Annotated in this window: 23 protein-coding genes; 21 read left to right on the forward strand and 2 right to left on the reverse strand. The window is 54.5% G+C overall.

Going from position 1 to position 23635, the window contains the following annotated elements; genetic code table 11:
• The 11 genes from nifN (at position 1) to NP596_RS05880 (ending at position 7517) form a co-directional block, all read left to right on the forward strand.
• Positions 1–1398, forward strand: coding sequence for a nitrogenase iron-molybdenum cofactor biosynthesis protein NifN (gene nifN / locus NP596_RS05830; protein WP_256614339.1), 1398 nt, complete (start codon positions 1–3; stop codon positions 1396–1398).
• The gene (gene nifX / locus NP596_RS05835; protein ID WP_256614340.1) at positions 1389–1874 is read left to right on the forward strand and encodes a nitrogen fixation protein NifX; all 486 of its coding nucleotides are present in this window, start codon (positions 1389–1391) and stop codon (positions 1872–1874) included. The genes nifN and nifX overlap by 10 nt, the downstream gene beginning before the upstream one ends.
• Positions 1875–1945: 71 nt before the next feature.
• Positions 1946–2419 carry a NifX-associated nitrogen fixation protein gene (locus NP596_RS05840; RefSeq protein WP_256614341.1) on the forward strand — a complete coding sequence of 158 codons (474 nt, stop codon included), beginning with the start codon at positions 1946–1948 and terminating at the stop codon, positions 2417–2419.
• 11 nt (positions 2420–2430) lie between these two features.
• A complete protein-coding gene (locus tag NP596_RS05845) occupies positions 2431–2646 on the forward strand; it encodes a CCE_0567 family metalloprotein (RefSeq protein ID WP_256614342.1) in 216 nt (71 codons plus the stop codon).
• Between the two features lie 10 nt (positions 2647–2656).
• Positions 2657–2974 carry a ferredoxin III, nif-specific gene (fdxB, locus tag NP596_RS05850; protein ID WP_256614343.1) on the forward strand — a complete coding sequence of 106 codons (318 nt, stop codon included), beginning with the start codon at positions 2657–2659 and terminating at the stop codon, positions 2972–2974.
• Positions 2975–3614: 640 nt separating this feature from the next.
• Positions 3615–3938, forward strand: coding sequence for a (2Fe-2S) ferredoxin domain-containing protein (locus NP596_RS05855; protein WP_256614344.1), 324 nt, complete (start codon positions 3615–3617; stop codon positions 3936–3938).
• Between the two features lie 3 nt (positions 3939–3941).
• On the forward strand, positions 3942–4448 hold the full coding sequence (locus tag NP596_RS05860; protein WP_256614345.1) for a hypothetical protein: 507 nt from the start codon (positions 3942–3944) through the stop codon (positions 4446–4448).
• Positions 4445–4822 (forward strand): hypothetical protein, encoded by a 378-nt coding sequence (locus NP596_RS05865; protein WP_256614346.1) that lies wholly within the window; start codon positions 4445–4447, stop codon positions 4820–4822. Before NP596_RS05860 ends, NP596_RS05865 begins: the two co-directional genes overlap by 4 nt.
• An 8-nt stretch (positions 4823–4830) precedes the next feature.
• Positions 4831–5805, forward strand: coding sequence for a DUF364 domain-containing protein (locus tag NP596_RS05870; protein WP_256614347.1), 975 nt, complete (start codon positions 4831–4833; stop codon positions 5803–5805).
• A 4-nt stretch (positions 5806–5809) separates the two neighbouring features.
• On the forward strand, positions 5810–6253 hold the full coding sequence (locus NP596_RS05875; RefSeq protein ID WP_256614348.1) for a hypothetical protein: 444 nt from the start codon (positions 5810–5812) through the stop codon (positions 6251–6253).
• A 1-nt stretch (position 6254) separates the two neighbouring features.
• On the forward strand, positions 6255–7517 hold the full coding sequence (locus NP596_RS05880; protein ID WP_256614349.1) for a (Fe-S)-binding protein: 1263 nt from the start codon (positions 6255–6257) through the stop codon (positions 7515–7517).
• 57 nt (positions 7518–7574) lie between these two features.
• Here NP596_RS05880 and NP596_RS05885 read toward each other — a convergent pair whose 3' ends face one another.
• Positions 7575–7871: a hypothetical protein gene (locus tag NP596_RS05885; RefSeq protein ID WP_256614350.1), complete on the reverse strand. Its 297-nt coding sequence runs from the start codon at positions 7869–7871 to the stop codon at positions 7575–7577.
• 502 nt (positions 7872–8373) lie between these two features.
• On the opposite strand from NP596_RS05885, the gene NP596_RS05890 reads away from it, so the two are divergent.
• From NP596_RS05890 to NP596_RS05905, 4 genes are all read left to right on the forward strand, one after another.
• Entirely contained in the window at positions 8374–10779 is a 2406-nt protein-coding gene (locus tag NP596_RS05890; protein WP_256614351.1) for an EAL domain-containing protein, read from the forward strand.
• Positions 10780–11132: 353 nt separating this feature from the next.
• Positions 11133–14123 carry a bifunctional diguanylate cyclase/phosphodiesterase gene (locus NP596_RS05895; RefSeq protein WP_256614352.1) on the forward strand — a complete coding sequence of 997 codons (2991 nt, stop codon included), beginning with the start codon at positions 11133–11135 and terminating at the stop codon, positions 14121–14123.
• A gap of 39 nt (positions 14124–14162) precedes the next feature.
• Positions 14163–14783: an HD-GYP domain-containing protein gene (locus NP596_RS05900; protein ID WP_256614353.1), complete on the forward strand. Its 621-nt coding sequence runs from the start codon at positions 14163–14165 to the stop codon at positions 14781–14783.
• A gap of 150 nt (positions 14784–14933) precedes the next feature.
• Entirely contained in the window at positions 14934–16178 is a 1245-nt protein-coding gene (locus tag NP596_RS05905) for a DUF4062 domain-containing protein (RefSeq protein WP_256614354.1), read from the forward strand.
• Between the two features lie 197 nt (positions 16179–16375).
• On the opposite strand, the gene NP596_RS05910 is transcribed toward NP596_RS05905, so the two are convergent.
• Entirely contained in the window at positions 16376–16558 is a 183-nt protein-coding gene (locus tag NP596_RS05910; protein ID WP_256614355.1) for a hypothetical protein, read from the reverse strand.
• A 465-nt stretch (positions 16559–17023) separates the two neighbouring features.
• Between NP596_RS05910 and hsdR the strand changes: the two genes are divergently transcribed.
• The 6 genes from hsdR to NP596_RS05940 form a co-directional block, all read left to right on the forward strand.
• Positions 17024–20404, forward strand: a complete 3381-nt coding sequence (gene hsdR / locus NP596_RS05915; protein ID WP_256614356.1) for a type I restriction-modification system endonuclease — start codon at positions 17024–17026, stop codon at positions 20402–20404.
• A 58-nt stretch (positions 20405–20462) separates the two neighbouring features.
• Positions 20463–20708 (forward strand): AbrB/MazE/SpoVT family DNA-binding domain-containing protein, encoded by a 246-nt coding sequence (locus tag NP596_RS05920; RefSeq protein ID WP_256614357.1) that lies wholly within the window; start codon positions 20463–20465, stop codon positions 20706–20708.
• On the forward strand, positions 20705–21139 hold the full coding sequence (locus NP596_RS05925; protein WP_256614358.1) for a putative toxin-antitoxin system toxin component, PIN family: 435 nt from the start codon (positions 20705–20707) through the stop codon (positions 21137–21139). The genes NP596_RS05920 and NP596_RS05925 overlap by 4 nt, the downstream gene beginning before the upstream one ends.
• A complete protein-coding gene (locus NP596_RS05930; protein ID WP_256614359.1) occupies positions 21136–22572 on the forward strand; it encodes a class I SAM-dependent DNA methyltransferase in 1437 nt (478 codons plus the stop codon). Before NP596_RS05925 ends, NP596_RS05930 begins: the two co-directional genes overlap by 4 nt.
• Positions 22569–23042, forward strand: coding sequence for an endonuclease domain-containing protein (locus NP596_RS05935; RefSeq protein ID WP_256614360.1), 474 nt, complete (start codon positions 22569–22571; stop codon positions 23040–23042). Before NP596_RS05930 ends, NP596_RS05935 begins: the two co-directional genes overlap by 4 nt.
• Positions 23039–23635: restriction endonuclease subunit S (locus tag NP596_RS05940; RefSeq protein ID WP_256614361.1), on the forward strand; the 597-nt coding region annotated here is incomplete at its 3' end. The genes NP596_RS05935 and NP596_RS05940, both read left to right, overlap by 4 nt.

The raw sequence follows: 23635 nt of genomic DNA on the forward strand, positions 1-23635 counted from the left end.
ATGGCCGAAATCGTCAAACGCAACAAAGCGCTGTCGGTAAACCCGTTAAAAGCCAGCCAACCCACCGGCGGCTCGCTGGCTTGCCTGGGTTTCGACAAGGCTATCCCGATGCTGCACGGCTCGCAAGGCTGTACCGCATTTGCCAAGGTGTTCTTCGTGCGGCATTTTCGCGAGCCGATTCCGCTGCAAACCACGGCGATGGATCAGGCCAGCTCGGTATTGGGCGCCGATGAAAACGTCGTCGAAGGCATCAAGAATATCGCCGAAAAGTCCAATCCGGCGCTGATTGCGGTGTTGACCACCGGGTTGGCGGAAACCCAGGGCTGCGACGTGCACCGCAACGTCCGCGAGTTCCGGGTCAAATATCCCGAATACAACCATGTCGCCGTCGTCGCCGTGAACACCCCGGATTTTACCGGCTGCGTGGAAACCGGCTATGCCGCAACGCTGTACGAAATCGTCAAGGATTTGGTACCGGACGCCGCCAGCGCGGGCACCAAGCCGGGCAACCGCCAGCGGCAGGTCAACGTCCTGGCCAGCCCCATGCTGACGCCGGGCGATCTGGAAGCGCTGCGCGATTTGATCGAACAATTCAATTTACGCCCTGTGCTGGTGCCGGATTTGTCCGACTCCCTGGACGGCAGCCTGACCGACGACGACTTTTCACCGGTGACTATCGGCGGCACGCCGGTTTCGGAATTGGCGACGTTGGGCGAAGCCAGAGCGACACTGGTTGTCGGCGCATCCTTGCGTAAATCCGGCGAGCTGTTGCAGGAAAAAACCGGTGTACCCAGCCACTATTTCGATCATCTGTACGGCTTGCAGGCTAACGACGCATTGATTACGGCCCTGGCCGAAATCAGCGAAATGCCGGTGCCGCAAAAAATCGAGCGGCAACGCGCCCAATTGCAGGACGCCATGCTCGACACCCACTTCATGCTCGGCCAGCTGCGGGTGGCCATCGCCGCCGATCCCGATCAGCTCAATGCGCTGATTCATCTGGTACACGGCATGGGCTGCGAAGTAGTCACCGCCATAGCCGCCGGCAACACGCCTGTGCTGGCGACCGCGCCGGTGGACAGTATCAAGATAGGCGACCTTGAAGATCTGGAAATGATGGCCAAGGAACGCAAGGCGCAATTACTGATCGGCAACTCGCATGCCGTGGCCAGCGCCGAACGTCTGGGCATACCGATTTTACGCATCGGTTTTCCGCTCTACGACGTCATCGGCGGTTATCAAAAAACCTGGATCGGTTATCGCGGCACCCGTCAGACCCTGTTCGATCTGGCCAATCTGGTGATCAATTTCGCCCACGAGGAAATCGAGCCGTATTACTCGCCTTATGCGCAAAAACCCGAATCCGAACGTCAAGCCTGCTCGCCGTCATGTCATTAACCCGCCGCATGCAGGTCGTGCATCAATCCGAACAGGAGATCCCGATGGAAACCGCCATCAAAGTCGCATTCGCCACCACCGACATGGTGCATGTCAATCAGCATTTCGGTTCCGCCAAATCGTTTGCGGTGTACGCCGTCAATCCCGAGCAAGCCGAGTTGATGGAAGCCGCTCAGTTCGGCCAACTGGCGCAGGATGGTAACGAAGACAAATTGTCGGTGAAGCTGCAATTGCTGGACGGCTGTTCGGCAGTGTATTGCCAGGCTGTCGGCGCCTCGGCGATCAAGCAAATCCTCGCCCAGGGCATACAACCGATCAAGGTCCACGAAGGCAGCACTATCAAGGATCTACTGAGCGATTTACAGGCTGAAATGAAAGCCGGACCTTCCAGTTGGCTGGCCAAAGCCATCAACCAGCATAAAGGCCCGGACCCGCAGCGTTTCGACGAAATGGAGCAGGAAGGCTGGGATGAATAACCGCCAACCGGCACTTAATTGACGTTGCGGCAGCAATACAAACCACCGAATTTTACAAACAGGAGAACACCATGTCCCAAGCAGCTCTAGCCATAGAAACCGGCGACCCTTTCATGACGTCCGCTGTCGTCCTCGAAATGCTCAAGCAACTGCGCGCGCTCGACACCTACGACACTTACGAAGGCTGGTCGGACGAAAAAATCATTGACCCGCTGGTAATGACCAAGGAGCGCAAGCGCGAAATCCCCATCATCGGCGACCCGGACGAAATCACCCTGGCCCGCGTCAAGGCCTATTACAACAGCATCGCCTCGTTGATCGAAAAACGCTCCGGAAAGATGGCCGTTCCGGTGATCAACATCACCCATGAAGGCTTCGGCCGTGCGTTTGTGCTGGTCGGCAAGTTGATCGTGGTCGATAAAACCCTGCGCGACGTGCACCGTTTCGGTTTTCCCAGTCTGGAAGAGATGTCTACCAAAACCGAAGCCGTTATCGAAAAAGCCGTTGCGTTGATCGAACAATACAAAGAAGTAGCGGAAGCCTGAGGAGACATCTCATGACTGACGAAGAACTGAAAAAACTGGAAAAAGAGGTCAAAAAGACCAAGCGGCTGGCCGGCGAGGCCGCCATGGAACTGCACGACCTGATAGAGGACAGGCTGCCGGACGCCTACGGCGAACTGATGGCGGTGGCCCAAAACACTTACGAGGCCTGTAAGGCCTGGGACGAGGCCAACCGGAAGTTTCTGGCCGCCTCCGCGGAAACCGCTTGAGGACACGAACATGAGCGAATTTGTAACCGGTACCACCTTCGGCGGCGCGATCTGGACACCGTCATACGTGAGCAATATCAACCAACGTAACTGCATAGGCTGCGGCCGCTGCTTCAAGGTTTGCCCGCGCGATGTGTTCGATCTGGTGGAAAAGGACGAAGTGCTGTCGGCCGAGGATTTCGGCGACGACTACGGCGATTTTGAAGACGATGACGACAACAGCATGGTCATGAGCATTAAAAACGGCGCCGATTGCATCGGCTGCGAGGCCTGCTCCAAGGTTTGCCCGAAGGATTGTTTTACGCATCAGCATAAAGCGGCGGCTTGATTTTCTGTCGCTATCGCGACGGATTGTTTTAATGCCGGTTCCCGCACCGGCGGGCGGGATACTTTTCTTTGCTTGTCCAAAGAAAAGTATCCAAAAGAAACGACACCCCGATGCCGCTTGTTTCCTGTGCTCCTCGTTTTTGTCAGGGGTTGCTTGAAGGGGCTTCCCTGCCCCTACAAGCAACGTGCGGCATCCTTGCCGCCCCCCTTTGGGCTAACCCTGACAAAAACTCCGGTGCTCGGCGCGGCATAAGGGGTGAGGAAGTCGGCCCATATGTTTGCGGTTATATCAATTAGCAAAACACGAATGGGATAACTTTACCTAAATGAAAAAGCGTTAATTGTGGGGAGTTTTCTTCCCCTGTTGCTGCGCCGAGTACCGGAGACTTTGAATGGAACAGCCGTCAGGGCGATACAAGGATGTATCGCGTTTTCCGCGGGGCTGGGAAGCCCCTTCGGAAAACCCCATTCAAAGTCTCCGGCACGCAGGGTTAACGCAGCATTGGGGTCGCCTTTTCTTTGGATACTTTCTTTTGGCGACGCAAAAGAAAGTATCGCGGTCGTCGGTCCGCGAACCGACTCCTAAATAACCGTCGCGATAGCGACACCTAACCGTTCAGAAACTAAAGAGGAAAGCTATCATGCCACGCCCAGAAAAACACGTCTTCGTCTGTACTCAAAACCGTCCCGAAGGCCACCCGCGCGGTTCCTGCGCGGCCAGCGGCTGCGCGGAAGTCATGAATGAATTCATGAATGAAATTCAAAGCCGTAATTTGTTCGAGAAAATCGCCTTGACCAATACCGGTTGCATGGGCCCCTGCATGATGGGTCCCAGCGTGTTGGTCTATCCGGAAGGCGTCATGTACGGCAAGGTCGGCAAGGGCGACGTCAAGACCATCGTCGAACAGCATTTGCTGGGCGGTGCACCGGTTGCGTCCCTGGTTGTACCCACCGAGGTTTGGTAAGCCATGACTCAAAGATTACTCTTTGAAGAACGGGTGCTGTTCAGCCCCAACCTGCCCGAGGCAGTGAATCAATTGCTGCAGCAGGCGGTGGCGGCCAGCCACGCCGAAAAACCGCTGGCGGAAAAACTGTTCAAACAGGCACAACAACTCGACCCCGGCTGCCTGCAAACCTATTTTGCCTTGTATAAATTTTATTTTTACCAAGGCCGTTTACAGGAAGCCGAACGCGAAGTGCTGGCCGGTTTGAATCAAGCCGCGCGGCAAGGCAATTTTCCGGCCGATTTCCGCCAACTCGCCGGCCAAGCCGGCGAATGGGATATGTATGCCAGCGACACCGCGCTGTTTTACCTGTATACCTTGAAGGCTTTGGCGTTTATTAAATTGCGCCAGGATCTGGCCGACGAAGCCCGGGCCGTTTTGGCGGCGATGGAAATACTCGATCCGCAAGATAAGTCCGGCGCGTCGGTGATCATGCAATTGTCCGCCGCTTTGGAGCCGGAGGCCGCATGACGGCAGCCCTCGAACAACTTATCGCCGCCAAGCGCGACTTCGGCAAGTTGGTTTGCCGGCGCATCGGCGAGAACATCGCCAAGCTGGGTTTTTCAATGCAAACCAACATCAACCCGCCGGACTTCGACGCCGCCGAATTCAGCCTGGTGACCGATCCTTACACGCAAAGCCAGGACTTGGTCGGTTATTGGTACAACCCCGACAAACAACGCATAGGACAAATCAAATTTCATGGTGACGGCAGTTTTTATGCCGAATACGACGTGGTCCGGCCTCACCCCAGCAAAACACAATTTTTTGTGGAAGCGATCAACGCCTGGGGGCAGCAAGACAACATCAAAACCGAAGCCAAATTGCTCGACATTCCCCAATAGGTAGCGTCATGGCCAATCCCAAGCACGTGTATGAACTGTTACTGGATCACTGCAGCAGCGAAGCGGTGGTGGACAATCTGCTGATAGGCTTGGTGTGGACGCTGTGCAAGACCCAGGACCAAAACGGTATCGGCCTGGCCATGAGCCCCGGCCACGCGACCCGCACCCTGTCCTGGTCCGGCAGCCTGAACGGCAAGCCGATTACCGATCTGGCGGCCTGGATTCTGGACTGGAACCCGTATCAGGCGGCGGTGGCCATGGCCGCGATCAACAGCTGCATCAACAGCCGGCCGTTGCCGGAATCGGTGGTTTTGCAGCCCGTGGCCGATCATGCCAATCTGGCTGTTTTCGACTACTTTCTACCGCAACTGCATCATAAAAAAGTGGTGGTGATCGGCCGCTACCCCGGCATCGAGCGCTATCAGGATTTGATGCAACTGAGCATCCTGGAAAAACAGCCTGCCGCCGACGACCTGCCGGATTCGGCCTGCGAATTTTTATTGCCGAATGCCGACTGGGTGTTTCTGACCGCCAGCTCCATTCCCAATAAAACCTTCCCGCGCTTGGCCGAACTGGCTTGGCACGCTAAAACCGTGCTGATGGGCCCCACCGTGCCCTGGTTGCCGCAATTGCACGAATTCGGCGTCGACTATCTGGCCGGAGTGGAAATCACCGACCCCGCCGCCTTGTACCACACGGCGGCCCAAGGCGGCGGGGTAAAAATCTTCAGCCAGGGTTTGCGTTACCGGATCGCCGAACTGACGCCGTCAACCAGCCTGAACTGGTTAAAGCAACAGATTGCCGATTGCGCTTCGGAAAGAACACAACTGAAACAGCAAATGGAAAACTGGTATGCCGGCGGTCAAAGCCAGCGCTTCGCCAAAACCAAATTACTGGAGAGGGTCGACGCCCGTCTGTCCCGCCTGGATAGCAGCTATAAAGTCTTGTGGGACCAATACGGCAAGCAAACGGGTATCAATTGAGTTTATGACCGACCCTACCGCCTTTGACCGGCATCGCTTGCTGCTGATGTATAAAGGCGACATCAGCGCCCTGGTCATGTTCGCCCAGCAAGCCAACGGCAGCGTCTGCTTTCCGGACGCCCTGCCGGCCTTGTCCAGCCCGCTGGAGGAAGAAGAGTTTTCGGAAACCAAAATCAGCATCCACCCTTCCGCGCTGGTCAATCGAATCAATGACCTATTGCAATTGGACAACGACTTGCTGCGCGCCGAAGCGGGTTTTTGCGAACAGATCGATACCCCAGGCGGCATCGTCACGGTGCACATGGCCCGCTTTATTTTATTGGACCCGCCCCATCAACTAATGCAAGACCGCAATTGCCGGATGCGCACGCTGCCGGAACTGCGCGGCAGGCCGCCGGCGGAAATGGAATTGCTGCGGCGGGCCTACACTAAAATGATGGAGGGCTGAGATGTTCGATTTCATGGATATGGATTTCAACAGCGGCGGCGAAACCGGGGAGCCCAGCGGCAGCGGCCCGTATATTCCGGATGCCGGCGAATGCATGCGTTGCGGCATGTGCGTCGGCAGTTGCCCGACCTTTCGGCTGTTTCAAGTCGACGAAGAAACCCCGCGCCGGCGCATACGCACTATCGGCAAGCTATTGGTCGAAAACCAGCCCGTCAGCGACGCGGAACTGCAACATCTGAACAATTGCCTGCAATGCCGGGCCTGCGAACCGGCCTGCCCCAGCCGCATGGCCTATGGCGAATTATTCGACCGGGCCCGGGCAGCCTTAGCCTCGCAAGCTCCGATAGATTGGCTGGCGAAACTGGCTTTTCGCGTCATAGAACAAAAACGCTGGCGCAACCGGTTGATGCCGCTGATGGATCTTTATCTGAAAACCGGCCTGCGCACACCGTTACGCAAATCCGGCCTGTTGAAAAAACTACGGCTGGCCGAAGCGGAAGCGCTGCTGACGCCGCCCGCCTTGACGGCTTTGAAACCCCTTTACCCTGCTACCGCAAACCGCCGAGGCAACGTGGCCTTGTTTACCGGTTGCGTTGCCGAGCCATTCGACCGCGAGACCTTGCTGGCCGCCATCAAACTATTGAACGCCATCGGCTTCGACGTCAGCGTACCGCCGCAACAAGGCTGCTGCGGCGCCATTCATCAGCACAACGGCCAATCCGCCGCCGGCTTGATTGCCAATAATCTGCGGGTATTCAATGCCTTACCTGTCGACGCCGTCATTCATACGGCTTCGGGATGCGGCGCCATGCTAAGCGAATACAGAGCGGACGATGACGCGGCCGTGCAACTGTTCGGCAGCCGTTTAGCCGATATTAACGAGTTTTTGTTGCAACACTGGCCGGAAGATTTGTTGTTAAAGCCGGTCGATGGCACCGCGGCCGTGCACGAACCCTGCAGCCAGCGCAATGTGCTGAAAAATCAACAGGCGGTTTACGCCCTGCTGGCAAAAATCCCCGGTTTGGCGGTGGCGCCGCTGGCGGACAATCGAATTTGCTGCGGTGCCGGCGGCAGCTATATGCTGACCCACCCGGATAATGCCGAAGCCCTGAGAACTTTAAAAACCCAAGCGGTTGCGGCAGCCGCCGCATCGACAGTGGTAAGCGGCAATTTCGGCTGCATGTGTTTCTTAAATGCCGACCCGGCCTTGAACGGACAAAAAATCGTGCATCCTATTAGGCTGCTGGCCGGCGCCTTGCCCTGAACCTTGAATCCCAAACGATTTGCGGGCATCCCTACCCGCAAAACCGCTTGCCCGGAATTATTCGGCCATTAACGCCAACCGGTTTTGCAGCTCGGAAGCCACCAGGGCATCGTAATGCCGGCGCAATACCGAGTCGGTCGGGCGCGGAAACAGCTCGGCCTCCACTTCGTTTTTTAAATGCATTAAAAACGTGTAGTTTTCCCCGAGTTTGCCGGACTGGGCGGTTGAAACGTCCGGAGTACCGCCTTGGCGGGATTCGGACCAGGTAAAATACCGGACACAATTGGCTAACGGGGTATACAAGCAGGCCGCAAACAATAACAGCAGCATGGACAACACAATGATTTCAAACATATCAACACCTCGCGACGAGAAAAATTTGCCGAACCGGCCTGCGGGTTTTCAGCAAGGCTTCACGATCCGGCACTTGCCTAAAAGCAATTAAAATGCCAATTAGTATGTTTGCAAGACATTGATATTAAATAGAATATTATTACAACCATTTTTTTACCGGGGGTTTTCGGCCATTTTGTAGCAAACCCGCCAAGCCACGGACAATTCCAAACAGAATGTTATAAAACAGGAGACGCGGAAATCCGCGTTTTGACTTAATTTCCGGCTTAGGCCGGCCATTTCCTCGCAACGTAGCGGGAAAACCGGCCGAGCGGCCTCGGTCCGGCCGGGGCCCGCCGACGGCGTTTTACAAATTTCCATAAGGATTTAAGCACCAAGTGTTGGTATCTTGGCTGGTCAATTTTAACTGTACATTTCCAGGCTAGTGCTTTATATCATCCGCAACCGTCAGACCGATAAAACCATCGATATCCACAGCGTCGCACCCGGGGACCAATAAGCCATGGAAGATCATTTTCACGCCGATTTTTATGGCTTTGTGATAGATAGCGAGCAAGGGCTCTCTTTTGCCGGCAAGCCCGTCAACTTGCACCCTAAGGAATTTAAAATGCTGCTTGAGCTGGTCAAACAGGCAGGCAAACGGGTGTCCAAGGAAGATTTAATCGCCAGCGTCTGGAACAATACCCCCACATCCGACGAAAGCATCTCCCGCTGCCTGTCGATTTTAAAATCGACGCTACGCCAGACTAGCCCCGGCACCGAGTTATTGATAAAAACCGAATACGGCCAAGGTTACCGTTTTATCGGTCAAATCGGCAAACCGGCCACATTCGTCAATGAAGAGAACTTCTTTTTATTGATTAATACCACCCGAAACTTGGTGATTTTGAAAGATGGCCAAAGCCGCTGGCAAATTGCCAACAACGCCTGTTTGGAATTATACGGCTTGATCGGCAAAGCCTGGCAAGGCAAAACCTGCGCCGAACTGGCCGCTCTTTGCGACGAGCAATGCCGCCACCATTTCGAAATCAGCATGCAAAACGATGAACAGGCCTGGCAAACCGGACAACCGGCCGAGTTGTTCCTGACTCTGCCGTCCAAGGAAAACAGCCTAAACCACGGCCGCGTTTTCGAAATCGTTAAAACGCCTATCTATGAAACCAACGGCAGCCGCAAGGCCCTGATTACGCTGGGGCAGGAAATTACCGACCGGCTGGAAAACGAACGCCAGGGGCGCTTGATGAGTAAAGTGCTGTCGAATAGCGACGAGGCCGTGCTGATCAGCGACCAACAGAACAACATCGTCTATGTCAACGACGCCTTCACGCAAATAACCGGCCACACCTTAAGCGAAGTGGCCGGTCAAAATCCCCGCATTCTCTCGTCCGGCAAGCATGACCAGACGTTTTACCAGGACATGTGGCAACACATCCTCACCGAAGGCAACTGGCACGGCGAGATTTGGGACAAACGCAAGAACGGCGAAATCTATCCCAAATGGCTGAACATCAGCACCGTGCACGATAGCGACGGCACCTTATGCAATTACGTGGCCATTTTCAGCGATATTTCCAAACGCAAGGCCGACGAGGCCATGCTCACGTTTCTAGCCTATCACGACCCGCTGACGAAGTTGCCGAACCGCCTGCTGCTGCGCGACCGTTTCGACCAGGCGGTGGGCATCACCCATAGGCACGACGCCGGTAGCGTGGCGCTGTTATATCTGGATTTGGATCAGTTTAAAAACATCAACGATACGCTGGGGCATGAAATAGGCGACCGCCTGCTGATCGCCGCGGCCAAGCGCCTGGAAGCCAATGTGCGGGAAATCGATACCGTCTGCCGCCTGGGCGGCGATGAGTTTGTCATCGTGCTGACGGACATGCCGGACTCTCATTCCATATCGATGGTCGCGCAGAATATCCTCAACCATCTCGGCGAAGTCTTTGAAATCGAGCAATACCGGCTGACGTCGACGGCCAGCATAGGCATTGCCCTGTATTCCATCGACGGCGACGATTTCGAAACCCTGTTAAAACTTGCCGATGCGGCGATGTATCACGCCAAGGACAGCGGCCGCAATACTTATCGGTTTTATACCGACAAGATGAATATCGATGCAATGGAACGCCTGCGCATGCGCAATGAATTGGCGGAAGCCCTGCTCAAGCAACAGTTTGTTTTGTATTACCAGCCCCAATTCGATCTGCACAGTTCCGAACTGGTCGGTATCGAGGCCCTGATTCGCTGGAACCACCCGGAAAAAGGCTTGGTGCTGCCGGACAGGTTTGTCCCGATTGCCGAACAAACCGGACAGATCGTCCCGATTGGCGAATGGGTGATCAGCGAAGCCTGCAGACAGGCCAAGGCTTGGCAACAGCAGGGCTATGCGCCGGTTAGAGTCGCCGTGAACCTGTCGTCGCTGCATTTCAAGCGCGGCGATGTCATCAAGATGATTACCGGCTTGACCGAAGAACACCATCTCGACCCTCAATATATAGAACTGGAGCTCACCGAAGCCATCATGCTGCAGGATGTCGACTATATTCTGGATATCGTGAAAAAATTCAAGACCCTGCATTTCACCTTGTCCATTGACGACTTCGGCACGGGCTATTCCAGTCTGGCGTTTCTAAAGCGGTTTCGGGTCGATAAACTGAAAATCGACGGCTCGTTTATCCGTAATTTAGAAGTCGACAGCCACGATCTTGCCATCATTCGCTCGATTATTCAGTTGGCAAATGGGTTTAATATGCGGACCATCGCGGAAGGTTTGGAAACCCAGGGCCAGCTCGAAATTCTGCGGCGGGAAGGTTGTCAGGAAGGCCAAGGCTATTTTTTCTGTTACCCGCTGCCGGCCGGCCAAGCCGCCAAGCATCTGCATGCCGCCGCCCCGGACCCCGGCTGACAACCCCGTCACGGTCCGCCTCTAATATTCCGAAATTTAGCCACGCATCATGAACGCTTGGCGGGGTGGGCCCGGAAGCGGTTTTCGACAAGCCCGCGGATAGAACGCACGCACCGCTTCCGCCTGGATACAAGTCCGGCCTTGAACGGCATAAAAGCTAAACGCCGCCATCAAATCGGTTTAGGCATTCATAAAGCGCCGCCCGCATTGCCCGCCGTAACGCCTAACACCTTGTATATGCCGGTAAAATGCAAGCGTTCCGGCAGTTCGCTTCATTCAAGCAAAAAGCTTGCACCCAATTACCTTAGCCCAGATAATGTAATGATTTCGTAAGGTTTTCATTGCGGAACGCGATGCCCTGCCTTATTGAGTTCAATCTGCCAAGAGATGATTTTTTGAGCCTTACCCTGCCTTCTCGGATAGCTAATTTATCGCGGCCAGCCGGATTAGTCCTGCTTTATTCTGTCTGCGCCTACTTGATGAATGTCTTGTCCGTCGTCCATCACGACAGCACGGTTTTTTGGATGCCGAACGGCATTGCGCTGGCAATCATGCTAGCGCGGGGCGGCCCCATCTGGCCCGGCATAATCCTCGGCTCGGCGGCGGCCGGCTTCTTGTTCGGCCAGCCGCTACCGGTCGTTGCTGCCATGGCCGCCGGCAATACCGTCGAAGTGTATTCTGCGTTCGTTTTAATAAACCTGTTCGGCGGCTATTTCGATAGCGATTTTTCGCGGCCGCGCGATTTTATCCGCATCCTGCCGGCGGCAATTTTATCGGCCTGGATTAGCGCGGTATCCGGCAGCTTTGCCCTCCTGCACGCGGGACTGGCCGCTACCGCCGATTTAGCGGGTAACGTGTTTCATTGGTGGCAAGCCAATGCCATGGGCATGGTTATCGGCACGCCTTTTGCGCTGGTCTGGCGGCGGTTGCCGCAGGGATGGTTCGGCCACGCCAAGCGCGGATTGGAAACGCATGGTTATATTCTGCTGTCGTTGATAGCGCCAACCACACTATTCATGGATTTCTTTCGGGACATGTTCGGCGGGATTTCACCGGAATATTGGCTGTTTCTGCTGATTTTATGGGGTGCATTCCGGTTCGGCCGCCACGGGGTATTACTGCTTTTGCTGATAGTCGCCAGCATCGGCTATCTTGGCATAGACCGGGGCGCCGCCGATTTTGCCAACCATCGGCAAACCGGCGCGCAAAACTTTTGGCATTACCTGCTGGTGGTGGCCGTTGCCGGCATTTTGATGGCGCTGATTTTGCATACCCGCGAGCGGGCGGAAGAAGCGCTACGCTTAAAAACGGCGGAACTGGACGCCTATTTCAATAATGCCCTGGATTTGTTCGGTATTGCCGATATGCAGGGGCGTTTCCGTAAAATGAATGCGCGCTGGCAACAAATACTGGGTTACAGCATAGCCGAACTTACCGGCAAACCCTTTTTGGAATTCGTGCATCCCGACGATATTCATGCCACCCAAGAAGCCATGGCGAGGCTATCGGCATCAACGTCCGTTAATAATTTCATCAACCGGTACCGGCACCAGGACGGCTCTTGGCGCTGGATTCAATGGAACTCCACCGCCAAGGACGGGCTTATCTACGCGGCGGCCCGCGATATCACCGAGCAAAAAGCCGCGGAAGACGAACTGCGGCTGGCTGCCTTGGTATACCAAAACAGCAGCGAAGCCATGATGATCACCGATGAAAACGATCGCATCATCTCCATTAATCAAGCCTTTACCGCCTGCACCGGTTACACCTTGGCGGACGTACTCGGCAAAAACCCGCGAATTCTGAATTCCGGCAGACAGTCGCCCGCGTTTTATCAAGCCATGTGGCAAGCGTTAAACAGCTCCGGCCGCTGGCAAGGCGAAATCTATAACCGGCGTAAAAATTCCGATATTTATGTGGAATGGGTGGTCATCAATACCGTTTTCAATCCGGACGGTACCGTGCATCGGCGGGTGGCGCTGTTTTCCGATATTACCGAAAAGAAAAAATCCGAGGAATTGATTTGGTTTCAGGCCAATTACGACCCCCTTACCCGCTTGCCGAACCGTCGCCTGTTTATCGACCGCCTGCAACAGGAAGTCGTCAAAGCCGAGCGGGATCGGCAAGCGCTAGGCTTGCTTTTCGTCGACCTCGACCGCTTTAAAGAGGTCAACGATGGGCTAGGCCACAGCATGGGAGACGAATTACTGGTCCAGGTCGCCAAACGTCTTTGCGCTTGCGTCAGGAAATCCGACACGGTGGCCCGCCTGGGCGGGGACGAGTTTACGGTGATTATCTCCGAATTAAACGACAAGATTTACGTGGAAACGATCGCGCAAAACATTCTGAACGCATTGAGCCAACCCTTTACGCTGGGCAGCAGCCTGGCATACGTCTCGGCCAGTATCGGCATCACCTTTTCGCCAACCGACGCCAGCCATGTCGAAGATCTGATCCGTTTTGCCGACCAAGCCATGTACGCGGCCAAGAACAAAGGCCGCAACATGTACTGTTACTTCACGCCGGCCATGCAAAAAGAGGTGGAAAACCATGTCCATATCGCCAGGGACCTGCATGCCGCGCTGGCCGATAACCAATTTGCCGTGTATTACCAGCCCATCGTGGAATTGGCCATGCAAGACCGGGTTGTTAAAGCCGAAGCCCTGATACGCTGGATTCACCCGGCACAGGGCATGATTATGCCTATCGAGTTCATTGCCATAGCGGAAGAAACCGGCGTCATCAACGATATTGGCGACTGGATATTTAGAGAGGCCGCCCAACAGGCCAAGCGGTGGCAACAGAATTACCTTAGCCATTTTCAAATCAGCGTCAATAAATCGCCCATCCAATTTCATACCCAAGACCTTGTACATAGCGGCTGGACCGACTATCTGCAACGGCTGGACATGCCGCGCGACAGCATAGTCGTTGAAATTACCGAAGGACTGTTGCTGGACGACAGCCACAATGTGGCAAAAAAATTATTGCATTTCAAGGAATACGGCATTCAAGTGGCCATTGACGATTTCGGCACCGGTTATTCGGCACTCTCTTATCTGAAAAAATTTCATATCGAATATTTGAAAATCGATCAATCCTTTACGCGGAACCTGGCGCCGGGCTCCAGCGATTTGGCCCTATGCGAAGCGATTATCGTGATGGCGCACAAACTGGGCATCAAAGTCATCGCCGAAGGCATAGAAACCCAACAGCAACGCGACTTTCTGACCAGGGCCGGCTGCGACTACGGGCAAGGTTATCTGTTCGCCAAACCCATGCCCGCCGACGAGTTCGAACTACTGCTCAAAGCCCAGCAAAACCCGGCGGACACTCATGATTGATTCGTCACGCCCCAATACCGCAACGCTTCGGACCCGCTAGTGCAGGATCAAACCAGCGAGTTGCTCAAACTGCAGGCGGAAATTCTCGAACGCCTGGGCATTGCGGCCGAATTCAAGGATACCGACACCCGCTTCCACACCCAGCGGGTGGGGCAGTTTGCCGGCTGTCTGGCCAGGGAAACCGGCTTCAGCGCCGATGAAGCCCATGAAATCACCGTCACCGCGCAACTGCACGATATCGGCAAAGTCGGGGTGCCCGACCGCGTTCTGCTCAAACCCGGTAAGTTGAATAGCGAGGAATGGGAAATCATGAAACAGCACACGCTGCATGGGCAACGTATTCTCAAAGGCTCAGACAGCCACCTATTGAAATCCGCCGAAGTAATAGCGCTGACCCACCACGAACGCTGGGACGGCCGCGGTTATCCGCAAGGACTGAAAGGCGTCGAAACCCACATCTACGGGCGGATTACCGCCATTGCCGACGTTTACGACGCCTTGACCATGCATCGCCCCTATAAATCGGCTTGGTCCCACGAACGGGCGGCGGCCTACATCATAGCCGGCAGCGGCAGCCAATTCGATCCGGACTTGGCGAACGTGTTTGCAAGCATCCAGGACCAATTCGCCGCACTCTCCGAACAGTGGTCCGAAACCTAAACCTATCGGCTAAGCATAAGGCTTTTAAAATGCGTTTATGCCACAATTGCCCTTCCTAAACGGCTGCCTCATGCGTTAGGGTGGCGATTGGTTGCAAAGCCAACCTCTGTCTGGTCGGCCCGGACTACACATTAAGCCTTGGGAAAACGCGTGCCTCAAATTCGCCTCTTCTTGTCCGCCGTTAGCGCGGAATTTTGCAGTTACCGCGACGCCTTGCGCCGCAACTTGGACCGGCCCAACGTGACGGTGAAGATACAGGAAGACTTTATCGCCACCGGCAGCGAGACCCTGGATAAACTGAACGAATATATCCGCCAGTGCGATGCGGTGATTCATCTGGTCGGCGACCTGACCGGCGCCTTGGCGCAAGCGCCTTCCTTGCAGCTAATCCGCAAACGTTACCCCGACATGGCCGAACGTCTGCCGCCTTTAAAGCCCTGTCTGGAGCCGAACGGGCCGGCGCTGTCCTATACCCAGTGGGAAGCCTGGCTGGCGTTGTATCACGGTAAAATACTGATCATCGCCGCACCCGAACCCACTGCACCGAGAGACGAGCAATACCAATTACTGGCGGAACAACAAACTCAACAGCAACAACACCTGGCGCGTCTGGCTAGCTTCGAACGTTACCCGGAAATCAGCTTCGCCAATGCCGACCGTTTGTCGGTAGCGATATTGCGATCCAAATTACACGACCTGCTGGCCCGCGCCGGGGCATTGCACAAGCCGGCCAATTTGCCAGCCGCCAGCCTCGGCGAACTATTTAAAGGCCGCAATGCCATGTTAGAGCAACTAAGCCGCTGCCTTGGCCCGGTGCCGGACAGCACGAATCAAGCAGTCCACGCGCGGGTACTGAGCGGACTGGGCGGAGTCGGTAAAACCCGGCTGGCGCTGGAATACGCCTGGCGGCAGGCCGATAATTATGCGGCCAGCTTGTTTCTCGGCGCCGACAGCCCGGAAGTATTACAACGGAATTTGGCGGCGTTATGCCGGCCCGGCCTGCTGAATCTGCCCGAGCAAACCGACACCGACGAAGCCAGACAACGCGACGCCGTCCTGGCTTGGTTGCGACAACATCCGGGCTGGCTGCTGATCCTGGATAACGCCGATACCGAAACGGCGGCAGAGGCGGTGGAAGCCTTGCTGCCGCGGCTAAGCGGCGGCCATCTGCTGATCACCAGCCGCTTGAGCAACTGGAGCGGCAACCTGACGGTAATGCAGCTGGATACGCTGGCCCGAGCCGATGCCGCCGAATTCCTGTTGGCCCGCACCGCGCACAAACGCCGCAAACGAGACGACGACAGCGCGCAAGCCGAAATTCTCGCCGAGGAATTGGGCGATCTGGCGCTGGCCCTGGAACAGGCCGGCGCCTATATCGCCCAACGCCGCCTTTGAACTGGCGATATAGGGTACAAAACTGGCTATAGGCATAGCCTGCAGCCCCGTGTTCGGCGCGGTATTCGTGCCATAACAGTTGTAGCCTCACACCTTTGCGCTTCAGTTCCTGATGGATGGTCGCGTAATCGGGTGTTACATAGCGGTCGGATGCCGTCGTCGGCTGATCGATGCCGCCCAGCAAACGGTGGAGCGCATCATCGGTGAGATCGGCCGGCAAAGGCCAGGATAATCCGGCTTGTTCGGCGGCCTTTACATATTTTCGCCACCGCGCCCAACGATAGCTTGGATGCGCTGGCAATGGTTCGTAGCGGCAGACTGGCCGCTTTCAGTCGAATGACTTCTTTGATCTTGTGCATGGAAACCTTCGGTGTCGGCATGTTCGCTCCAAAATCGGCGGAGCATGCCAAATTGACGATGAATTTCCAGTGCTTCTATTCTTGTTATGCGTAGCGTGAACAGCCTTTACGCGATCGTGAACGGGGTTTACGCAAACCGCGTGTTTTTGTTCACGATCAATCGTAATCCGTGTTCACGATCCGGCGTAATCGGTGTTCACCTTCGCCCGGAATCCGCAATCTTCATGATTGGGGGACTTTTCTGTCGTCACAGGCTTTACTGGAAAGAAGGCATTCCGATTCGATTGAGTTAAACAGCTCATTACTTTCTGAAACTCCGCTTAGAAGCTATACTCCTGCCATGAACGGACTCTAGGACACAAAAAATTGAATACGCAGGGACACGAATGAAACTGAAATTACAATTTCTTTCCAATTTAAATGCCAGAATGGAATGGACTCAGACTGTTTCAGGCTATTGGTTAACCTGATCTTGGCTGAATACCCGTGAGCAATCGGACGCAGACCAATTTCGCCGTTTTACAACAACAAGACCCTCAGCTCTTGCATTTGGGCATGTTGGCGGAAAAATACTTTGCCGATGATCCCAACACCTGCCTGCTCAAGCTGCGCCAGTTAGCTGAACTGTTAGCGCAATTGCTCGCCGCCCGAACCGGTCAGTACACCTCATCCGAAGAAAAACAATACGACTTACTCCGTCGTCTCCAAGATAGCGGCGTGCTGCCGAGAGAAGTATTTCAACTATTCGACGAAATCAGACGAGCCGGCAACGCTGCCAATCATGCCTTGTCCGGTGATCATCGTTCCGCACTCAGTACGCTCAAACTGACTTGGCAATTGGGATTGTGGTTTCATCGGTCATTCAAAGACCCTAATTACAAATCCGGCCCATTTCTGCCACCGCAGCCACCGACCGACGAAAGCGCCGAACTTCGGGCAGAGCTGGAACGATTGAACCAAGCGGTAACCGAGTTCCAAGCCGCCCATCAGGATGTCGCGCAACAATTGGAAGCCGCCCAGTCGCAACTACGGGAAGCCAAAGACGAGCGATCATTTTGGGAGCAACTGGCTGCCGAAGCCGAGCAAGCCAAAGCTTCACTGGAACAACGCTTGGCCGATCAACAGACCATCGCTGCCGCGCAACCTAAAGGCACCGTCACCCAATTCATCACTGCCGCCAACGACGCAGCCAAAGCGGTGCAACTGGATGAAGCGGACACCCGCAAGATTATCGATCAGCAATTACGCCAAGCCGGTTGGGAAGCCGATTCGGAGACCCTCAAATTCAATCAAGGCGCTCGCCCGGAAAGAAACCGCAACCGTGCGATTGCCGAATGGCCTACCGAGAGTGGCCCCGCCGACTATGTGTTATTCATTGGTTTGACGCCGGTTGCCGTGGTGGAGGCCAAACGTAAAAACGTCGATGTCTCAGGCGCCTTGCAACAAGCCAAACGCTACAGCAGAACCTTCAAACCCAGCGCAGAAACCACTCTGCCGGAACAAAACTGGGGCAATGACAACAGCTACCGCGTGCCGTTCGCCTTTTCCGCCAATGGCCGTCCCTACCTGAGACAACTGGCCACCAAAAGTGGCGTGTGGTTCTGCGACTTGCGCTGTACAGATAATCTCAGTCACGCGCTGGACGGTTGGTATACGCCTGATGGTTTGAAAGAACTGATCAAACGCGACGAAGCCAAGGCCCACGAAAAACTGGCGAATACGCCGTTTAACTACGGTTTTGAATTACGCTACTACCAACAAGATGCCATTCTCGCCACCGAACAGGCCATCGCTACCGGTCAACGCGAAATGCTGCTGGCCATGGCGACCGGTACCGGCAAAACCAAAACCTGCATCGCCTTGATCTATCGCTTGCTCAAAGCGCAACGGTTCAAACGCATACTGTTCTTGGTAGACCGCTCGGCATTAGGTGAACAGGCTGCCAACGCCTTCAAAGACACCCGCATGGAAAATCTACAGACCTTTGCGGATACCTTTGGCATCAAGGAATTGGAAGAGCAAATCCCGGACAGCGATACCGCCGTGCATATCGCCACGATACAGGGCATGGTGCAACGCTTGTTGTTCGCTGCCGAGAACGTCACACCGCCAGCTGTCGATCAATACGACTGTATCGTGGTCGATGAATGTCATCGCGGCTACTTACTGGACCGTGAACTGTCCGATACCGAAATGACCTTCCGTGGCTACGATGATTACATTTCCAAATACCGTCGCGTGTTGGATTATTTCGATGCCTACAAAATCGGCCTAACCGCCACCCCTGCCTTGCATACCTCGCAAATCTTCGGGGCACCGATTTATACCTATAGCTACCGGGAAGCAGTGATCGACGGTTATCTGGTCGATTACGAACCACCCATCCAAATCCATACCGAGCTGTCTACCAACGGCATTGCCTGGAAAGTGGGCGAAGAACTCAAAGTCTACGATCCACGTCGTAACCAGATTGATTTATTCCAAGCACCGGATGAAATAAAAATCGACGTTGAAGACTTCAACCGTAAGGTGATTACCGAATCATTCAATCACGTCGTTTGCGGCTATTTGGCCAAAGAACTCGACCCGGCCTCCCGCCAGAAAACATTAGTCTTCTGTGTCAACGATGCCCACGCCGATCTGGTGGTCGATCTATTGAAAAAAGCCTTTGCGGCGGAATATGGCAGTGTCGAGGACGATGCGGTCATCAAAATCACCGGTGCTGCCGACAAACCCTTGCAACAAATCCGCCGCTACAAAAACGAACGCCAACCCAATGTCGCCGTCACCGTGGATTTACTCACCACCGGTGTCGATGTGCCGGAAATCTGCAATCTAGTATTCCTGCGTCGGGTCAACAGCCGTATCTTGTTCGATCAAATGCTGGGTCGTGCGACGCGGCTTTGCGATGCCATCGGCAAAGACTCCTTCCGCGTCTTCGATGCGGTACAAATCTTCGCTGCTATCCAAAACATGACCGCGATGCGTCCGGTGGTGGTCGATCCCAAGATCAGCTTCAGCCAATTGGCCGAAGAATTGGTGGCCGTTACCGATGATGAAGCACGCAGCTTGGTGCGTGATCAGTTCATTGCCAAACTGCAACGTAAAAAACGCCATCTTTCGGAACAATCCGCACAAGACTTTGAAACCCGCGCCGGTATGAAACCTGATGCTTTCATCCAAAAACTGCGCGCCATGCCCTTGGCTGATGTTGCCGCCTGGTTTACCCAAAACCCTGATCTGGGTGAAATACTGGATCGTAAAAGCGCAGGTTCCGCACCACCAATCTTCGTCTCCGATCATGAAGACAAATTCGTAAAGGTCGAACGCGGTTATGGCAACGCCCAAAAACCGGAAGATTATCTGAATGAATTTCGCGCCTTTATCCAAAGCCACAGCAACGACATTCCGGCGTTGACCACCGTCTTGACCCGCCCGCGCGAACTCACCCGCAAGCAACTGCGTGAGCTGTTACTGAAACTGGATAAAGCCGGATTCAGCGAAACCCATCTGGATACCGCCTGGCGAGAAATGACCAATCAAGACATTGCCGCGCGCATCGTCGGCTACATTCGCCAAGCGGCTATCGGTGATGCCTTATTACCGTATAGCGAACGTGTCGATCATGCTTTGCAAGCCATCCTGGCCCAAAAATCCTGGAGTACCCCACAACGCGACTGGTTAAAACGCATTGCCGCCCAAACCAAAGCCAATCTGCTGGTAGACCGCGAGGCGCTGGACGATCCCGATCTGGTGTTCAAACGCGAAGGCGGTGGTTTCAATCGTTTGGATAAACTGTTCAATGGCGAACTGCAGCAAGTGCTGGAAGCATTCAACGATACACTCTGGCAAACGGGCACTGCTTGAAGTTTTTCATGCAAAAGCATAAAGTAAGATTTCCTTACTTTCAGATTCGGTGATTGCCATGCTTGCCAAAATGACATCGAAAAACCAGCTCACCCTGCCGAAAAGCATCACTGCCGCCATCGGTGCCGCAGAATACTTTGACGTAGAAACCCGCAACGGCCAGATCATTCTCACCCCGGTGCGCATTCAACGTGGCGATGCCGTGCGCGCTAAACTGGCAGAATTGAATCTTCAGGAATCCGACATCAACGATGCTGTGGCCTGGGCGAGACAAAGCGATTTGTCAACTAATAACGACCAATGAGCAAGCAATCAGACGCGCCGCGCGTCGTCATCGACACCAATCTGGTGTTATCGGCATTGGTATTTGCCCAAGGTCGCGTCACGCCACTACGACTGGCCTGGCAGAACCAGCAGATTCAACCTTTGCTCTCCAAAACCACGGCAGCGGAATTGATCCGGGTATTGCAATATCCCAAATTCAAACTCAGTGCGGAAGATCAGCAAGAACTGCTTGCCGATTACTTGCCGTATTGCCAGACCATCGTTATTCCGGAGCCGCCGCCCGTCACACCGGAGTGCCGCGATCCATTTGACGTGCCATTCCTGCAGTTAGCATTAGCAGGCAATGCCCAAGCCTTGATTACCGGCGACCAGGATTTACTCTGCCTGGTAGCCAGCTTTAATTGCCCCATTTTGACCGCCGAACAATTCTTACAAACACTTACTTCATGACAACCAACGACATCGTCGGCAAACTCTGGAACCTCTGCAACATCCTCAAGGATGACGGCGTGACTTATCATCAATACGTCACCGAACTGACCTATCTGCTGTTTCTAAAAATGGCGATGGAAACCGGCAGCGAAGAGCAACTGCCAGAAGGCTACCGCTGGGCGGATTTGGAAAGCCGCGCGGCACCGGACCGGCTGGAATTTTACAAAATCCTGCTGATTCACCTGGGTACCCATGGCTCGAATCTGGTGCAAGAAATTTTCGCCAACGCCAGCAGCTTCATCAAAAAACCGGCCACCTTATCTTCGTTGGTCGCGGAAATCGACAAACTGGATTGGTACAGCGTGCATCGTGAAGACCTAGGCGACTTATACGAAGGTTTGCTGGAAAAAAACGCCAACGAGAAAAAGTCCGGTGCCGGTCAATACTTTACGCCGCGCGCCTTGATCAACAGCATGGTGCGGGTGATGCAACCCACACTCGCCGACACCATTCAAGACCCTGCTGCCGGCACCGGCGGTTTCTTGATTGCCGCCAATCATTATTTGCGTACTCATAACGACTTTGATGCACTCACTGACAGCCAGCAACGCAAATACCGCAACAGCACCTTTTTCGGTATGGAGCATGTGCAGGACACCCACCGTTTAGCGTTGATGAACTTGATGTTGCATGGCATCGACGGTGGCATTCGTTATGGCGATACCCTCAGCCCGGAAGGTCAAGCCTTACCCACAGCGTCGCTGATTTTGACCAATCCACCCTTTGGCACCAAGAAAGGTGGCGGTTTGCCCAGTCGTGACGATTTCACCTATCCGACCAGCAACAAGCAATTCTGCTTCTTGCAGCATATCTATCGCGGTTTGCAGCCGGGTGGCCGCGCTGCCGTGGTATTGCCGGATAACGTGCTGTTCGAATCCAACGTCGGCACCGACATCCGCCGCGACCTAATGGACAAATGCTACCTGCACACCATCCTGCGTTTGCCCACCGGCATCTTTTACGCCCAGGGCGTGAAAACCAACGTGCTGTTTTTCACCCGCGGCGACAGCGACAAAGGCAATACGAAAGAAGTCTGGGTGTACGACCTGCGCGCCAACATGCCGCAATTCGGCAAGCGCACTCAACTGACCGAACAGCATTTTGCCGAGTTTGAAGAAGCATTTGGCAATGATCCGTTAGCGACGTCCACCAGCTTGGCCAAACGTATCGACCAAGGCGAATCCGGACGTTTCCGCAAATTTACCCGCGAACAAATTGCCGAACGCGGTGACAGTTTGGACATCAGCTGGCTGAAAGATGACAGTGCCACCGAAGCCCAAGATTTACCGGAACCCGCCGAATTGGCCCAGGAAGCGATGAACGAACTGGATGCAGCGATGGAGGAATTGCGGGGGATTTTGGAGGAATTGGGCATGGAGGAAGCGGTTTGATATTACCCTACGACAAACGCCTGAAAACCAATGCCCGCCAATTGCGCGGCGATATGACCGATGCTGAACAAAAACTTTGGTACCGTCTGCGCCGCAAGCAGATCAACGGCTGGCAGTTTTACCGACAAAAGCCGATAGGTCCTTACATCGTCGATTTTTATTGCCCTGCCGCGAACTTGGTGATCGAAATTGACGGTAGTCAGCATTTTGAAGCCGAGCATCAGTTGGCGGACCAAAAACGCGACGAGTATATTAATCAACTGGGCTTGCAGGTATTGCGGTTTGATAATCGGCAGGTGTTGTTGGAAACGGATGCGGTGGTGGAGGTGATTCGTAAATCCCCCCCTAACCCCCCTTTTTCAAAGGGGGGAGTCCCCCAATCCCCAGTAGCCTCGATACCCCCCTTTGAAAAAGGGGGGCCAGGGGGGATTCGTCCGAATAACACCGGCAACGGCAAGGAGCCATCATGAGCAAATTGCCGGATGGCTGGTGCCTTGTGGAGATTGGTCAAATCACGACTGACGCAAATCAAACCATTCCAGAACCAGGGGAGCATTTTCGCTACATCGACATCGGTTCGGTAAACCGGGTAAAAAAGTGCATCGAAACTCCTGAAATCTTGACAGGAGAAAATGCGCCCAGTCGAGCCAGAAAACGATTACGGGCCAATGATGTATTGGTATCGATGACTCGGCCAAATCTGAATGCGGTTGCTATGGTTAACGACGATTTGGACAATCAAATTGCATCTACCGGTTTCGATGTATTGCGAGCTGTCGAAGTTGATCCTCGTTGGCTGTTCAACGTGGTGAGAACCGAAGCATTCGTTGAAAAAATGAGTGCCTTGGTTCAAGGCGCGTTATATCCGGCGATTAGAGCAAAAGATATACGGAGTTTCCCCGTTCCACTTCCTCCCCTCAACGAACAAAAACGCATCGCCGACAAACTCGATGCCGTGCTGGCTCGGGTAGATGCCTGCCGCGACCGCCTCAACAGCATTCCCGTCATCCTCAAACGTTTTCGGCAATCGGTGCTTTCAGCAGCTACTTCAGGAGCATTAACT

Source organism: Methylomonas rivi, from assembly GCF_024505165.1.
In the GTDB taxonomy this organism is placed as follows: domain Bacteria; phylum Pseudomonadota; class Gammaproteobacteria; order Methylococcales; family Methylomonadaceae; genus Methylomonas; species Methylomonas rivi.

Excerpts from the sequence above, each read along its gene's own strand:
- nifN (WP_256614339.1), top strand. The coding sequence starts at position 1 with ATGGCCGAAATCGTCAAACGCAACAAAGCGCTGTCGGTAAACCCGTTA.
- nifX (WP_256614340.1), top strand. The coding sequence starts at position 1,389 with ATGTCATTAACCCGCCGCATGCAGGTCGTGCATCAATCCGAACAGGAG.
- NP596_RS05840 (WP_256614341.1), top strand. The coding sequence starts at position 1,946 with ATGTCCCAAGCAGCTCTAGCCATAGAAACCGGCGACCCTTTCATGACG.
- NP596_RS05845 (WP_256614342.1), top strand. The coding sequence starts at position 2,431 with ATGACTGACGAAGAACTGAAAAAACTGGAAAAAGAGGTCAAAAAGACC.
- fdxB (WP_256614343.1), top strand. The coding sequence starts at position 2,657 with ATGAGCGAATTTGTAACCGGTACCACCTTCGGCGGCGCGATCTGGACA.
- NP596_RS05855 (WP_256614344.1), top strand. The coding sequence starts at position 3,615 with ATGCCACGCCCAGAAAAACACGTCTTCGTCTGTACTCAAAACCGTCCC.
- NP596_RS05860 (WP_256614345.1), top strand. The coding sequence starts at position 3,942 with ATGACTCAAAGATTACTCTTTGAAGAACGGGTGCTGTTCAGCCCCAAC.
- NP596_RS05865 (WP_256614346.1), top strand. The coding sequence starts at position 4,445 with ATGACGGCAGCCCTCGAACAACTTATCGCCGCCAAGCGCGACTTCGGC.
- NP596_RS05870 (WP_256614347.1), top strand. The coding sequence starts at position 4,831 with ATGGCCAATCCCAAGCACGTGTATGAACTGTTACTGGATCACTGCAGC.
- NP596_RS05875 (WP_256614348.1), top strand. The coding sequence starts at position 5,810 with ATGACCGACCCTACCGCCTTTGACCGGCATCGCTTGCTGCTGATGTAT.
- NP596_RS05880 (WP_256614349.1), top strand. The coding sequence starts at position 6,255 with ATGTTCGATTTCATGGATATGGATTTCAACAGCGGCGGCGAAACCGGG.
- NP596_RS05885 (WP_256614350.1), bottom strand. The coding sequence starts at position 7,871 with ATGTTTGAAATCATTGTGTTGTCCATGCTGCTGTTATTGTTTGCGGCC.
- NP596_RS05890 (WP_256614351.1), top strand. The coding sequence starts at position 8,374 with ATGGAAGATCATTTTCACGCCGATTTTTATGGCTTTGTGATAGATAGC.
- NP596_RS05895 (WP_256614352.1), top strand. The coding sequence starts at position 11,133 with ATGCCCTGCCTTATTGAGTTCAATCTGCCAAGAGATGATTTTTTGAGC.
- NP596_RS05910 (WP_256614355.1), bottom strand. The coding sequence starts at position 16,558 with ATGCCGACACCGAAGGTTTCCATGCACAAGATCAAAGAAGTCATTCGA.
- NP596_RS05920 (WP_256614357.1), top strand. The coding sequence starts at position 20,463 with ATGCTTGCCAAAATGACATCGAAAAACCAGCTCACCCTGCCGAAAAGC.
- NP596_RS05925 (WP_256614358.1), top strand. The coding sequence starts at position 20,705 with ATGAGCAAGCAATCAGACGCGCCGCGCGTCGTCATCGACACCAATCTG.
- NP596_RS05930 (WP_256614359.1), top strand. The coding sequence starts at position 21,136 with ATGACAACCAACGACATCGTCGGCAAACTCTGGAACCTCTGCAACATC.